This window comes from Kitasatospora sp. NPDC029367 (genome assembly GCF_055569135.1).
Map to the genome: position 1 here is coordinate 58,880 of NZ_JBVHYH010000043.1, position 13,087 is coordinate 71,966.

Here is a 13,087-nt window from a genome sequence, read left to right on the forward strand (position 1 = left end):
CCGGGGGCGGCGCGAGCCCGGCGCAGGGCGGTGTCACGGTGTGGGCTGCCGCCGGTCGACCACCGTCCGGAGCTTGCCGCTGGTGGGTGTCCGTTCGAAGGCGGCGGAGCCGACGGTCTCGACCGTGACGTCGAGCAGGCCCTCGGCGACGGCCGAGCCCAGTTCCGGGACGGCGGTCAGGAACGCGGCGCGGGCGGTGGCCGCGGGCGGGGCGTAGCGCTCGTCGAGGCGGACGGTGGCGTGCTCGCGGGCCGCGCCCGGGTCCAGCAGCAGTTGGAGTTCGCCCTGGTAGCCGAACTCCTCCTGCGCCACCGCGATCAGGCGCCGGACGTTGAGGAAGTACGTGCCGACCCGGACGACGTCCCCGTAGCGGCCGAGGAGTTCGATGCGGGGGGTGTGGCTGCCGCAGGGGCAGACGCCCTCGACGGCGCGGCCGAGGTCGCCGATCTGGTACCGCTCCAGGCGCTGCCCGGCCCGGGTGCGGCTGGTGAAGACCAGGCGGCCCGGCTGCCCGGCGGGTGCCGGGCGGTCGGCCTCCGGGGCCAGGATCTCCAGGGTGTGGAGGTCGGTCAGGACGTGGTGGACCGAGCCCTCGGAGTGGGTGCACTGGTAACCGAGCGGCCCCAGGTCGGTGCTGCCGTACGCCGCCGAGCGGATCACCTCCACGCCGAACTCCTCGGTGAGCACCCGGCGTTGTTCCGCCGTGAAGTGCTCGCCGCCGTAGAAGACCTTGCGGATCCCGCCGTACGCGCGCAGCGCGGCGCCCTGGTCGTGGAACAGCTGCCAGAGGTACGAGGGCATGCCGAACACGGTGTCCGCCCGGTGCGTCACCAGGGCCTCGGCGGTGGCGGCGTGGTCGGGGCCGGCGGCGATCGGGAGCTGGGTGGCGTTGAGGCGCTCCAGGATCGAGAAGAAGCTGATGAAGCTGCCGTACATGCCGCCGCAGTAGAACAGGTTGGCGGCGCGGTCCCGGGCCGGGTCGAACCCGGCGGCGAGCAGGCCGTCGGCGCAGGCCCGCATCTGGGTGTCGTAGTCGGCGTTGGTGAACACCGACAGGGCCGGGGCGCCGGAGCTGCCGCCGCTGCGGAAGTGGAGGTGGGCGTGCTCGGGCGCGAGGGTGCGCAGCTGCTCCTGGACCCCGGCCTTGTCCAGCAGCGGGCCGTCCGGCGCGGCCGGGACGAAGGCGGGGGCCGCCAGGTCGTCCAGGCAGGCGGTGGTGGCGAAGGCCCCGTCGGCGCGGACGCTGACCCGGCGGCTGTAGCGCTGGAGCGCGTACACGCCGTCGTGGGGCTCGCCGTGGTAGCTGTCGAGCATCCCGCCGACCGGGGTGACCCGCAGGACGCCGGCGGCGAGCACCGCCTGCGACAGCCGGGCGACGTCGGCCCGGCTGCCGCCGATCGCGGCGGTCTGCAGGTAGCGGCGCATCGGGCGCAGCACGGTCATCACGGAGCCGCGGGGCAGCGGCTTGACCCAGACGCTGCGGTGGAGCGGCGAGGCGGCCAGGGCGGGGCGGGTGTCGGCGAGGACGCGCCAGGAGCCGTCCTCGGCGGCCACGACCCTGGTGAGGCCGAGGTGTTCCTCCAGCCGGGCGATCAGCTCGGTGGTGGTGACCTCGGCGTGCTCGGCCGGTTCGAGTTCGGGGCGGGGCAGCCGGGCGGAGGCCTCGGCGAGGTGGGCGGCGAAGCGCTCGGCGAAGGCGAAGACCTCGGTGGCGTTGGTGGCGTCGTCGGCTGCGTCACCGTCGGAGGTGCCCTCGGTGTCGAGGTAGATCACCTGGGGGCTGGAGCAGGCCTGCTGTTCGAAGCGGCAGACGTCGGCGGCGAGCGCGTCCAGGGTCGGCCCGTCCGACCAGGCGTCACGGGTCAGGTAGGCGAAGGAGATCCGATGGCCCCACTCGACCAGGCGGCAGCCGGGCGGGACCAGTTCGGCGACCGAGCGGACGGCGTCCTCGCCGCCCCACACCGCCACCGCGTCGGCGGGCTCGCACAGCAGGCGCAGCCACTCGGCGCGGGCGGAGGGGAAGCGCAGCCCGACGATCCGGCGGGCCAGGGCGCCGGTCGGGTCGGCGGCGGCCAGCTCGGCGAGCAGGTGCTGGGGGAGCAGCGTGTCGTTGCTGCTGGTCTTGAGCACGTTGAGGTTGCCGGTGAGCAGGCCCTCGATCACGCTCAGCGGGGCCACCGCGGCGGCGTTGCCGGGGGCGATGTGGACCAGCAGCCCGACCGGTGCCCACGCCTCGAAGGTGGTCTCCCGGGCATCGGGCCGGGTGAGCCGCTCGGGGCGCAGTCCGCCGAGTTCGCGCCGGAGCTTGAGTTCCAGGGCCGGGCGGGCGATCGCACCGGCGATCTCGGCGAGCGTCGCGGCCGCTTCGTCCGCCTCGACACCGCCGGTGGTGAGTTCGGCGAGGAGGCGGGTGCGGACCGGGCTGCCCGCCGTGCCGAGGGCGTCGGCGAGGCGTTGGCAGGCGCTCAACACCAGTTCGGTGGGCAGGGGTTCGGCGAGGACGCGGGCGGCGAGCGCCGGGAGCTCGGCGAGCCGGCGGGCGGCCTCGTCGTCGTCGATGAACGAGCCCTGCCAGAAGTGGGGCCCGGTGCCGACGAGTTCGGTGGTCCCGGGTTCGGTACTCGCGGGCTCGGTGGTCACGAGTTCGGTGCTCGCGGGTTCGGTGGTCATGGGTTCGGTGGTCACGACATCCCCTTCAGGAGTTCGGCGGCGGCCGCCGCGCAGTTGCGGTTCCGGCTGACCCCGGCGCGGCCGTGGATGGTGAACCACGGGGTGGGCAGCGGGCAGGGGCACTCCTGCCCGGGGTGCAGCGAGGCGAGGTCGCCCATGACGACGCTCTGCGCCGGCACCGAGGTGATGTACGGGGAGACGAGGTGGAGGAAGCCGCGTTCGCCGTACGGCAGCGGCTCCAGGGTGCGGGTGTCGCGCACCGCCGCCCGCGACCAGACCGGGACGTGCAGCCGGTGGTGCCCGCACTCGATGTACGGCACGCAGTGCTCGACCGAGCCGAAGGTGTCGCGGATGCGGTCCGAGGGAATGCCCAGCTGCTCCGTGACCCCGGCGTAGAACTGCTCCTTGCCGATCTGCCGGTCGGTGTGCCCCTTCCAGCCGCCCCCGAGCAGGACCAGGGAGTCGGCCGGGAGTCGCAGCGGCGGGAGGCCGAGGGCGCGCATGCGCTCCAGGGTGAAGTGCAGGAAGGAGGGGAAGCCCAGGATCCGTACCGGCAGGCCCTCCTCGGCGTAGCGTTGCAGGGCCTCGATGCAGCCGTGGACGTCGAACTCGTGACCGCTGCCGGTGTGCCGCAGCGCGTGCGTGGTGTGGTTCGCCGGGGCGAAGTCGCAGAGGTAGTTGTCGGTGAACGAGGTACCGAGTTTCAGCTGCGGGGCCGGCTCGTAGCTGTACAGCAGGTAGTTGACCGGCTGGTCGGGGGTGATCCAGCCGTAGTGGTCGAAGATGCGGGCCACCATCCGCTGCGCGGAGCGGATCGTCCAGGTGTCGAAGAACATCTGCGACTTCTGGCCGGTGGTGCCGGAGGAGGTGAGGTGGAGGAACACCTCCTCCCGGGGGATGGAGAGCACCTCGTGCCGCTTGAAGAAGTTGGCGTGCACCAGGGGCGTGCGGATCCCCTCGCCGACGGTCGGTGCCGGGGTCTCCGCCGGGCCGTCCAGCAGCGAGCGGAGGAACGGCGAGCGCTCGGCGTGCCACGCGTGGGACTCGGCCATGGCGGCGGCGAACAGGGCGTCGGTCTCCGGCCCGGCTGCGTACGGGGCGGCCAGGTCGCAGAGCCGCTGGACGTGCGGGAGCGCGGCCGGGTCGGGCACCGCGACCGGCGCGAGATGGGCGTTCACGGGTTGGTCGGCCGTGTGGTCGGCCAAGTGGCCGGTGAGGTGGTCGGTGAGGTGGTCGGCCAGGTGGTCAGTCATCGTGAGACCTCGGGAATGGGTAGGTAGGTCGACGTCCAGGCGGTCAGGTAGGCCAGCAGGTACGGCTGGAGCGGACTGCTGACGGCCGCCGCCCGGAAGTCGATCTGACGGCTGGTGCGGGAGAGCACCACGTAGTCGTGGAACCGGTCGCCGATCCGGCGCATCGCCGGGTAGACGGCGCTCGGGATGAACCCGGCGGCCAGGAAGGCGTCGAGCCCGGCGGTGTCGGCCAGCGGCAGCAGCGTCTCGACGTAGTCGGCGCCGGCCCGGGTGACGGCGGCCATCAGCGGCTCCAGCGCCCCGGTGACGGCCGCCGGGGACGGGTGCACAGCGATCAGCGAGCAGCTCGCCGCGGCCCGGTCCAGGTCGGCGTACGCCTCGAACGCGCCGTCCGGCGGGGTGAGTACGGCGTTCGGGACGTGCAGCGGGAAGAACCGCTCCCCCGGATCGGGGAAGAGTTCGAGGAAGCGGCGGCGGACGAAGCCGGGTGCGGTGATCAGCTCCATCGGCGCCGTGACGGGCGCGGCCCGCCCGAGGGCCGGGGCGGGGGCGTCCGTCGGGCGGGGGCGGCCGTAGTCGACGCCGGTGCTCTGCCGGGCCGCCTCCAGCAGCGGGACCAGGGCCTGCGGCACCGCGCCGACGCTCTCCCGGCGGGCCAGGACGCCGTCGGCGTGCCGGGCGAACAGGGCGAGGCTCTCGCACCCGGCCACCTCGACGGCGTTGGGCATCAGGCCGAGGGCCTGGAAGCCGTTGCGGGCGAAGACCTGCTGGGGGCCGGGGGTGACCACGCGGACGGTCGCGTAGACCGAGTCCAGCGTGCCGGCGGCGAAGGCGTCCGCGCAGACGGAGGCGGTCAGCCGGGCGGCGAGGCCCCCGCCGCGCTGCTCCGGGTGGACCGCCAGGCCCACCAGCTTGCCGATCCGGCTGCCGGGGTCGGTCTGCACCGCCACCGAACCCGCCAGGCGGCCGGCGCCCTCGGGGCGGGCGGTCAGCCAGTGGGTGTGCGGGTCGTCGATCAGGCGGCGCATCTCGGCGGGGTCGCTGCCGAGCGCGACCGGGTAGCCGTGGCCGTAGACGTCGAAGTAGAGCTGCCGCAGCTGGGCGACGTCCTGCGGTACCGCCGGGGCGATCGTCACGGTCATCGCGGATCCCCGTTCGGCTGCGCGGTGGCGGTGGCGGTGGCGGTGCTCGGGCAGATGGTCGGTGCCGGGGCCGGTTCGCGTCGGCCGGTCCACCACAGCGCGGCGGCGACCGGCAGCACGCCGACGGCCTGGACCAGGCACAGGGTGCGCGCCGGGAGGTGGTCGCCGAGCAGGCCGAACGCCAGCGAGGACACCGGGAAGGTCGCTCCGAGCAGCGCCTGCATGACGGCGAAGAAACCGGGCCGGTCCTCGGTCGGCACCAGCCGCTGGAACAGCGCCACGAACCGTACGCCGATCACGCCGACGCACCAGCCGGCAACCGCCATCGCCCCGACGGCCGGCGCCTGCCCCACGGCCAGGCCGGGCAGACCGAGCGCGGCGGCCATCAGGCCCAGGCAGCCGGCGCCGATCGCGGTCGGTGAGCCCGGGAGCCGGCCGCCCGTGAAGGAGCCCACCAGGGTGCCGACGCCGAGGGCCGCCTCCAGGGCGGCGACGGTCGAGCCGTCGGCGTGCAGCACCGTCCGGGTGTACAGCGGCATGACCACGAACACCGCCGTGGTGAACACGTTCGCGGCGGTGAAGCAGAGGAGCACCCGGCGGATGAACGGGAGTTCGGCCAGGATGCGGCGCAGCGGCCGCCGGGCGGCGGGCGACGGGCCGTCCACGCCCGGGGCTTCCGGTGCGGCGGCGGGCGGGGCGGCGGGGAAGCGGGTCGCGCCGACCAGCGCGGCCGCCAGCAGGTAGGCCCCGGCGCACCCGGCGACGATGCCGGGCAGGCCCGCGCCGTCGACCACCAGCGGGCCCAACAGCCCGCCGGCGAGGCCGGCCAGCGACTGGGTGGCGAGCTCGAAGCCGGTCGCGGCCTCGATGTCGGCGTCTTGGACCAGCTCGGGGACGGACGTGGTCAGGCAGGGGTCGAAGACCGCCTGGCAGCCCGCCAGCAGCAGCGCGGCACCGTACATGACCGCCATCGGCGGTGTCGCGGTGTACGTCCAGCAGGCCGTGCCGAGCGCGACCAGACCGGCGACGGCCGCCGAGGCGGCCAGCACCGTGCGGTGCGGGCGGCGGGCGATGAGCGCGGCCACCAGCGGGGCCAGCGCCACCGCGGGCAGGGTGCTGACGGCGAGGAAGGCGCCCGAGGCGAGGCCCCGGTCCGCGCCTGCGGCGTAGCCGATCAGCCACCACACCGCGCCGACCTGGAACATCCGTCCGGCGGCCTGGGTGAGGACCTGCGCGCCCCAGACGGCGGCGAAGCGCCGGTTGCGCAGGACGAGCGGCCGGCGGCGGGCGGTGGCGTCGGCCAGGTCGGCCTCGTCAGTCGCCTCGACCGTCTCGACCGCCTGAGCCGCCTCGGCAGTCTCGACCGCTTCGACCGTCCCGGCGGCCCGGGAAGCCCGGCCCCCCGTCATGAGTGCGGCCGTTCGTCGAGGACGCGGATCAGCTTGCCGGTCCGCGGGTTGACGGCGAGTTCGTGCGGACGCACCCACGTGACGGACAGCGCGTGGACGTACCCGGCGGCGACCGCCTCCGGGTACAGCGGCCGCGCCGTGTGGACGGCGGTCGTGACGGCGGCGGCCAGTTCGGGGAGCCCGGTGGGGTCCCCGTCGCAGGCCAGCCGCAGGACCAGCCCGTCCCGGCCGTCCCAGCGGCGCACCACCAGCTGCACGCCGATCACCCGGCCGGCCGGGTCGGCGGCCCGGACGAGGTCGAGCACGTCCTGGGTGTACAGCGACACCGGCCCGACCCGTACGCCCTCCTGGGCCCGGCCGAGGATGCGGAACTGCCCGGTGGCGACGTCGGTCCACTCCGCGCGGTCCCCGACGGGGTAGCGCAGTACGGGCATCAGCCGTCGCCGCAGGTCGGTCACCACGACCCGGCCGGGTACGCCCTCGGTGTCGATCGGCTCGCCGGTGTGGTCGTCGAGGATCTCCACCACCGTCTCCGGGGTGAACGCCCGGTGCACCCGGGTGTCCGGCCCCGGTACCGGGCGGCCGAGCAGTCCGGCATCGACGGCGGCGTAACCGATCGACGAGACACGGGCGTTGGGGAACACCTTGTGCAGCAGCGGCTGCTGGTCCTGGTACAGGCCCTCGCCGCCGAACAACAGCAGTTCCACGGAGGGGAGTTCGCGACCGGAGGCGAGGAGGTGGTCGGCCAGTGCGCACAGCGTGGTCGGGGTGCCGGCCACCACCTCGACCTGGAACTGCTCCAGGGTCTGCGCGGTCGACTCCAGGGGCGCCGCCCCGCCGATCGGCAGCCGGACGTTGCCGACGGGCGAGCGGTGCAGCGAGTCGAGGATGAAGGTGTAACTGGCGTACAGGTCACCCGCGTAGAAGAGGTCGGCGACCCGGTGCCCCGGTCGCAGTCCGGCGTCGACCAGCCCGGCACCGAAGGAGGTGGTGAACTCCCGCCACTCCTCCCGGCTGTAGAACGAGAACTTCGGCGAACCGGTGGTGCCACCGCTCTTGAAGACGACCGCCTCCTCCAGCGGCCCGGTCAGCAGCCGGTTGTCGCGGGGCGTGTTGGCCTGCCAGAACTCGGCCTGCGGGACGACCGGGAGGTCGGTCAGCAGCGTGGCCGAGTCGGGCAGACCGGCGTACAGCTCGGCGTAGAAGGGTGAGTTGTGGCGGGCGAAGCGTATGAGTTCCGCTATCGGTTGAACGGGCATCAATTCCTGCTTTTGGGCGTGCGAGGGCGGAGCGAGGTCGTGGGGTGCACGACTTCGCCCTACGGGTCGGAGGCGATCTTTGAGCCGGCGGTCGGTGGAATTCGATTCCGGTGCGACTCGGCGGGCAACGGGTTTCGGGAAACGGACCGGGCGTGCGCACTGAGGTTCAGCGGTGCGCGGATGGTTCGTCAGCTGATGCGACATCGGGGTCTGTGGGGTCACCCGCTCGCAGAAAGCAAGGCTATCACTCGGATATGCCTTCGGAACCCTGGTTGGGCCGCCGTCAGATGGTATGGATACGACCTGAGGCTTCATTGCCGCCGTGTTGCGGCGGCATGACCAGCGGAGGGTGAGGTGGATCTCCCGGAAGTCGGACCGGGCGGGTGTTCCGCGCCCTCGTCGGCCGTATCCGCAATTCAGTTAGTTGAATTGATGACATTTCATGTTCGGGTTGTCTGATTACGGCTCGGATGTCGGAATTGCCACGCCGCTCCCCAGGGGGTTCGGCCACGGCCCGCTCGGCGAGCCGCGCCGCATCCGTCACTTGGGAGGAGGACGGCTACCTGTGTCAGAGCCGTACCAGTGCCTCCGGGGTCAGGTCGGCCAGTGCGGGGTAGCCGTCGACGGCCATGAGCAGGTCGGCCTCGGCGAGCAGGGAGCGCAGGACGTGGACGATGCCGTCGGTGCCCTCCAGCGCCAGCCCGTAGGCGTACGGGCGGCCGATGCCGACGGCCGTGGCGCCGAGGGCGAGCGCCTTGATCACGTCGGTGCCGGTGCGCACCCCGGAGTCGAACAGGACGGGCAGGCCGTCGGCGGCCGCCACGACCCCGGGCAGGGCGTCGAGTGCGGGCAGGCCGCCGTTGGCCTGCCGGCCGCCGTGGTTGGAACAGTAGATGCCGTCGACCCCGCCGTCCCTGGCCCGGCGGACGTCCTCCGGGTGGCAGAGGCCCTTGAGGATGATCGGCAGGTCGGTGAGCGAGCGCAGCCAGGGCAGGTCGTCCCAGATCAGCGGGTTGCCGAAGATCCGGATCCACTCCAGGACGGCCGCGCCCGGATCCTCCTCCGGGGCCTTGGCGAGGCGGGCACGGAAGACCGGGTCCGAGGTGTAGTTCGCGAGGCAGTGGCCGCGCAGCTGGGGGAAGTTGGAGGCGGCCAGGTCGCGCGGGCGCCAGCCGGTGACCCAGGTGTCCAGGGTGACGACGATGCCCTTGAACCCGGCGGCCTCGGCACGGTGGACCAGGCTGGCGGCGAGGTCGCGGTCGGTGGGGGTGTAGAGCTGGAGGAAGCCCGGGGTGTCGCCGAATTCGGCCGCGACCTGCTCCAGCGGGTCGACGGTGAGGGTGGAGGCGACCATCGGCACGCCGGTCCGGGCGGCCGCCCGGGCGGTGGCGAGATCCCCGTGGCCGTCCTGCGCGCACAGGCCGATCACCCCGACCGGCGCCATGAACAGGGGCGAGGGCAACCGCAGCCCGAACAGGTCCACGGACAGGTCCCGCTCCTTCGCGCCGACCATCATCCGCGGGTAGAGCCCCCACCGCCCGAAGGCGGCGACGTTCGCCCGCTGGGTGGACTCGTCCCCGGCCCCGCCCGCGACGTACGAGAGCACCGACGGCGGCCACGCGGCCTGCGCCCGCGCCTCCAACTCCGCGAAGGACATCGGCATCGTCGGCAGCACACCGCCGAGCCCGTTGAGGTAGATCTCGTTCTGGTAGTCACCGAAATGCTGCGCCATGGTTCGCGGGGCCTTCCTGTCGGTGTCGGGACGGCGGTCGCCGGGTGGCCGGGTCGCCGGGTCGGCGCTCGTAGCGCTGCTGGCACTCGATCACGCCCCGCGATCCGTGTCGCGAAGGTACCCCGGCCGTACCGTCCGTGGGGCGAGTGGTGGCGGCGGGCGTACGTCGTCCTGGCCGGAGCGGCCGGAGCGGCCGGAGCGACCGGAGCGGCCGGGCGGGACGGCGGGATCTGCTTCCAGCCGTGACCCCCGGCCCGGCAGCTCCCGGGCCGGGGTTCACGGCGCGTCACACGGCCGGGCTCCGGTGGGCGCCGCTCCGGATGGCGCGCAGGATCTCGTGGGCCCAGTCGGCGGGACGGCTGTTCCCGAGGAGGGTGGAGAGCCGGGCCATCCGGGCGCGGCGCTCGGCCGGGGCGAGGTCGAGGGCGTGGGCGAGCACGGCGGTGAGGTCCTCGGGGGAGTGCGGATCGGTGAGCAGGGCGGCGTCGCCGAGTTCGGCCGCGGCGCCGGTGTGGCGGGACAGCACGAGGACCCCCGGGTCGGCCCGATGCTCGGGGTGCTCGGGGAGCGCGGCGCGGGCGGCGACGAACTCCTTGGCGGTGAGGTTCATGCCGTCCTGGAGGGAGGTGATCCAGAGGACGTCCGCGCTGAGGTACTGGTCGATCACCTCGGTGGTGGACAGGCGCCGCGGCAGGTAGTCGACCGGTTGCCAGGCCCCGCTCCGCCAGCGGGAGTTGGTCTCGGCGATGCGTCGCTCCAGGCGCCGGCGGGTGCTCTCGTACGCGGTGATCCCGGGCTCGGGCGGCGGGCAGACGAGGCGGAAGGCGAGCCGGCCGCGCAGGTCGGGGCGGCGGGCGAGCAGGCGGTCGACGGCGTCGACCTTCTGGACCGGGGCCTTGGCGTAGTCGAGGCGTTCGACGGAGAGCACCACGCGCTGGGTGCCCGGGCGGTGGTGCGGGGCGCGCAGGCGGGCGAGCCGCTCGACGGCCGGCCGGTCGATGCCCAGGGGGTGGACGGTGGTGTGCGGCGGGTCAGGGAAGCCGGCGAGGGTCCGGCGGAACCGGTCGGCGAAGGCCTCGGTGTGGAAGCCGGCCCAGTCGAGGCAGGCGAGCGAGGAGCGCAGTTCGGCGGCGACGGGGAGGCCGGCGAAGGTCTCCGGGGCCGGGAACGGGGTGTGGTGGAAGAGCCCCGTTCTCAGGTCGGGGCGGGACCGGCGGAGCAGTCCCGGGACGAGCCAGAGGTTGTAGTCGTGCAGCCAGACGGTGGCGCCGGGGGCGGCCTGGGCGCTGATGTGCCGGGCGAAGCGGGCGTTGACGGTGCGGTAGTCGGCCCAGGAGCGTTCGTCGAAGACGGCCCGGTCCGGTTCGGACATCAGGACCGGCCAGAGCGTCTCCTTGCAGGCGCGGTGGAAGTAGCCGCTCCAGGTGGCCGGGTCGACGGGCACGGCGGCCAGGGGCGGGGCGGAGGCCGGGGGCGGGAGCGGCGCCTGCCGGTCACGGCCGGTGCGGGCGGCGACCCAGACGCCGGGCAGGTCGTCGGCGAAGGCGCTGCTCAGGGTGGGCAGGATGCCGTTGGGGCTGCTGGGCGGCTGCCAGCTCTCGCCGTTCCAGTGCAGCGGCGGGCGGTGGTAGGCGACCACCAGGGAGTGCCGGCCGACGGGTGTTTCGGCACCGGGCTCGGCCTCGGCCGAGGCGTCGGACTCGTGGTCGGCGGTGCGGGAGGTCCACCCGAGCGTGCGGAGCGCCGCGTGGATGCCCGCCGCACCGGGCCGGCCCGGGCGCTGGACCAGCGGGTTCCCGGCGAGCGCGGTGAGCAGGGCGGGTTCGGCCCCGTCGACGACCACCGCGTGGGTGCCGGCGCGGAACAGCGAGAGGTCGTTGAGGGAGTCGCCGGCGACCAGGATCCCGTCGGACTCCCAGCCCAGCTTCGCGGCCAGGGCCCGCAGGGCGTTGCCCTTGGAGGCGTTGGGCGGCAGGACGTCGAAGTAGCGGTCCGCCGAGTACTCCCAGGTGCAGCCGAGGGCCTCGACGGCCGCGATCAGTTCCGCGGTGAGCCCGTCCGGGGGGAGGTGGTAGGAGCACCGCCCGTCCTGGTGGACGCCGTGCTGGTAGGCGAGTGCGGGAAAGCGGAGCAGCGCGGCGCGGATCCGGTCCGGGCCCGGCCAGCCGGCCCGCAGCTGTTCCTGGACGGGGTCGACGGGGGTGAGGTCGGTGCCGTCCAGGACGGTGGCGCCGACGTCGGCGATGATCCACCGGGGGTGCGGGACGAGCGGGTCGTGGAGCACCTCGCGGATCGAGGCCAGGCCGCGTCCGGTGGCGAAGACCGTGACCACCTCGGGGTGGCGGGCCAGGGCGTCCCGTAATCGACGCCGGTCGTCCGGGGCGCCGCCGAGCAGGGTGCCGTCCAGATCGGTGACCAGAATCCTCGACATCCGACGGACGCTAACACGATCACGCCGGGTGGTGAAGTGTTCATCTCATGCTGCTACGAGCGGAGTTCGGCGGAGCGAGCGGCCGCGTGCGCCGGTCGGGCCGGTCGGTCGCGGCGGCGGTCGAGGAGCCGGTCGAGCTCCTCGGCGCGCAGGGCCGAGCCGGAGCCGGGGCCGGTGGTCGCCGCGGCCCCGCACAGCGATGCGGCGGCGAGGCAGTCGGGCAGGTTCCAGCCGCCGAGGAGCCCGTGCACCAGGCCCGCGTTGAAGCAGTCGCCCGCCGCCGTCGGGTCGACGGCGGCGGCCCCGGTGGCGGTCCGGGCGGCCGGGACGTCGTGGCGCTCGCCCGCCCGGACGGCGGTGGCACCCTGCGCGCCCCGGGTGACCACCACGGTGGGCACCAGGCGGCCGAGGAGGTCGACCGCCTCGTCCAGGCCGGCGGCACCGGTGAGGCGCAGGGCTTCACCGTCGTTCGGGGTGAGGACGTCGACCAGGGCGAGGACGGTGCGGACGGCCGGGTCGTCGAGGCTCGCGGGCGTGTCGTGGCAGTCCATCACCACCAGCGTGCCCAGCTCCCGCGCGGCCCGGCACGCCGCCACCGTCCCCTCGTCCCAGCGCAGTTGGGGCAGCAACAGGACCCTCGGACGGAACCGCCGCAGCAGCGGGGCGAGCGGAGCCGGGTCGACCCGGTCCTGGAAGCTGACCATCGCACGGTCGTCCTCGGTGGCCAGGGCGACGGTCAGGCTGCGCACCGGGAACGGGTGCCGGCGGAACGCGGCCCCGTCCAGCCCCTCCCGCCGGGCGCAGGCCAGGACGTGGGCGCTGAACGGGTCCGTGCCGAAGTCCGCGCTCCACACCACCCGCCGGCCGAGCCGGTGCAGTGCCATCGCCGGGGTGTACGCGCCGCCCGGCACCAGGCCGAAGCCGTCCGCGAACACCTCCGTGCCCGGCCGCACCGGCCGGTCCAGGCCGTGGAACACCAGATCGGTGAAGTACGGCCCCGCAACCAGGACTTCGTACGGAGGTAAGGACCCGTTCGTCTCCATCCGGCGAGCATACGGCGCGGGTCGCGGGAAGGGGGGGGGGGGGGGGGGGGGGGCGGCAACCCCCCCCCGCCCCGCGCAGCCATCTGTTTAGGTTGGAGTGTGAGGGTGAGGGGAAGAGTGTCCGGACAAGCGTGCCGGTCACTTCGCC

At 74.2% G+C, this 13,087-nt stretch carries 8 protein-coding genes; all 8 read right to left on the bottom strand.

Annotated elements, in window-relative coordinates; all coding sequences use genetic code 11:
• Positions 1-33: 33 nt before the first annotated feature.
• A complete protein-coding gene (locus ACZ4W5_RS22790; RefSeq protein WP_465656518.1) occupies positions 34-2,685 on the bottom strand; it encodes an acyl-CoA reductase in 2,652 nt (883 codons plus the stop codon).
• Positions 2,682-3,848 carry a LuxE/PaaK family acyltransferase gene (locus ACZ4W5_RS22795; RefSeq protein ID WP_360240150.1) on the bottom strand — a complete coding sequence of 389 codons (1,167 nt, stop codon included), beginning with the start codon at positions 3,846-3,848 and terminating at the stop codon, positions 2,682-2,684. Before ACZ4W5_RS22795 ends, ACZ4W5_RS22790 begins: the two co-directional genes overlap by 4 nt.
• Positions 3,849-3,919: 71 nt before the next feature.
• Positions 3,920-5,065 carry a GNAT family N-acetyltransferase gene (locus ACZ4W5_RS22800; RefSeq protein WP_360240105.1) on the bottom strand — a complete coding sequence of 382 codons (1,146 nt, stop codon included), beginning with the start codon at positions 5,063-5,065 and terminating at the stop codon, positions 3,920-3,922.
• Positions 5,062-6,474, bottom strand: a complete 1,413-nt coding sequence (locus ACZ4W5_RS22805; protein ID WP_465656519.1) for an MFS transporter — start codon at positions 6,472-6,474, stop codon at positions 5,062-5,064. The genes ACZ4W5_RS22800 and ACZ4W5_RS22805 overlap by 4 nt, the downstream gene beginning before the upstream one ends.
• Positions 6,471-7,733, bottom strand: a complete 1,263-nt coding sequence (locus tag ACZ4W5_RS22810) for a phenylacetate--CoA ligase family protein (protein ID WP_402483884.1) — start codon at positions 7,731-7,733, stop codon at positions 6,471-6,473. Before ACZ4W5_RS22810 ends, ACZ4W5_RS22805 begins: the two co-directional genes overlap by 4 nt.
• Positions 7,734-8,301: 568 nt before the next feature.
• A complete protein-coding gene (locus ACZ4W5_RS22815) occupies positions 8,302-9,465 on the bottom strand; it encodes an alpha-hydroxy-acid oxidizing protein (RefSeq protein WP_465656520.1) in 1,164 nt (387 codons plus the stop codon).
• A gap of 286 nt (positions 9,466-9,751) precedes the next feature.
• On the bottom strand, positions 9,752-11,896 hold the full coding sequence (locus tag ACZ4W5_RS22820; RefSeq protein WP_465656521.1) for an HAD-IIB family hydrolase: 2,145 nt from the start codon (positions 11,894-11,896) through the stop codon (positions 9,752-9,754).
• A gap of 53 nt (positions 11,897-11,949) precedes the next feature.
• Positions 11,950-12,873 carry a carbohydrate kinase family protein gene (locus ACZ4W5_RS22825; RefSeq protein WP_465656522.1) on the bottom strand — a complete coding sequence of 308 codons (924 nt, stop codon included), beginning with the start codon at positions 12,871-12,873 and terminating at the stop codon, positions 11,950-11,952.
• Positions 12,874-13,087: the final 214 nt, after the last annotated feature.

Excerpts from the sequence above, each read along its gene's own strand:
- ACZ4W5_RS22800 (WP_360240105.1), bottom strand. The coding sequence starts at position 5,065 with ATGACCGTGACGATCGCCCCGGCGGTACCGCAGGACGTCGCCCAGCTG.
- ACZ4W5_RS22805 (WP_465656519.1), bottom strand. The coding sequence starts at position 6,474 with ATGACGGGGGGCCGGGCTTCCCGGGCCGCCGGGACGGTCGAAGCGGTC.
- ACZ4W5_RS22810 (WP_402483884.1), bottom strand. The coding sequence starts at position 7,733 with ATGCCCGTTCAACCGATAGCGGAACTCATACGCTTCGCCCGCCACAAC.
- ACZ4W5_RS22815 (WP_465656520.1), bottom strand. The coding sequence starts at position 9,465 with ATGGCGCAGCATTTCGGTGACTACCAGAACGAGATCTACCTCAACGGG.
- ACZ4W5_RS22820 (WP_465656521.1), bottom strand. The coding sequence starts at position 11,896 with ATGTCGAGGATTCTGGTCACCGATCTGGACGGCACCCTGCTCGGCGGC.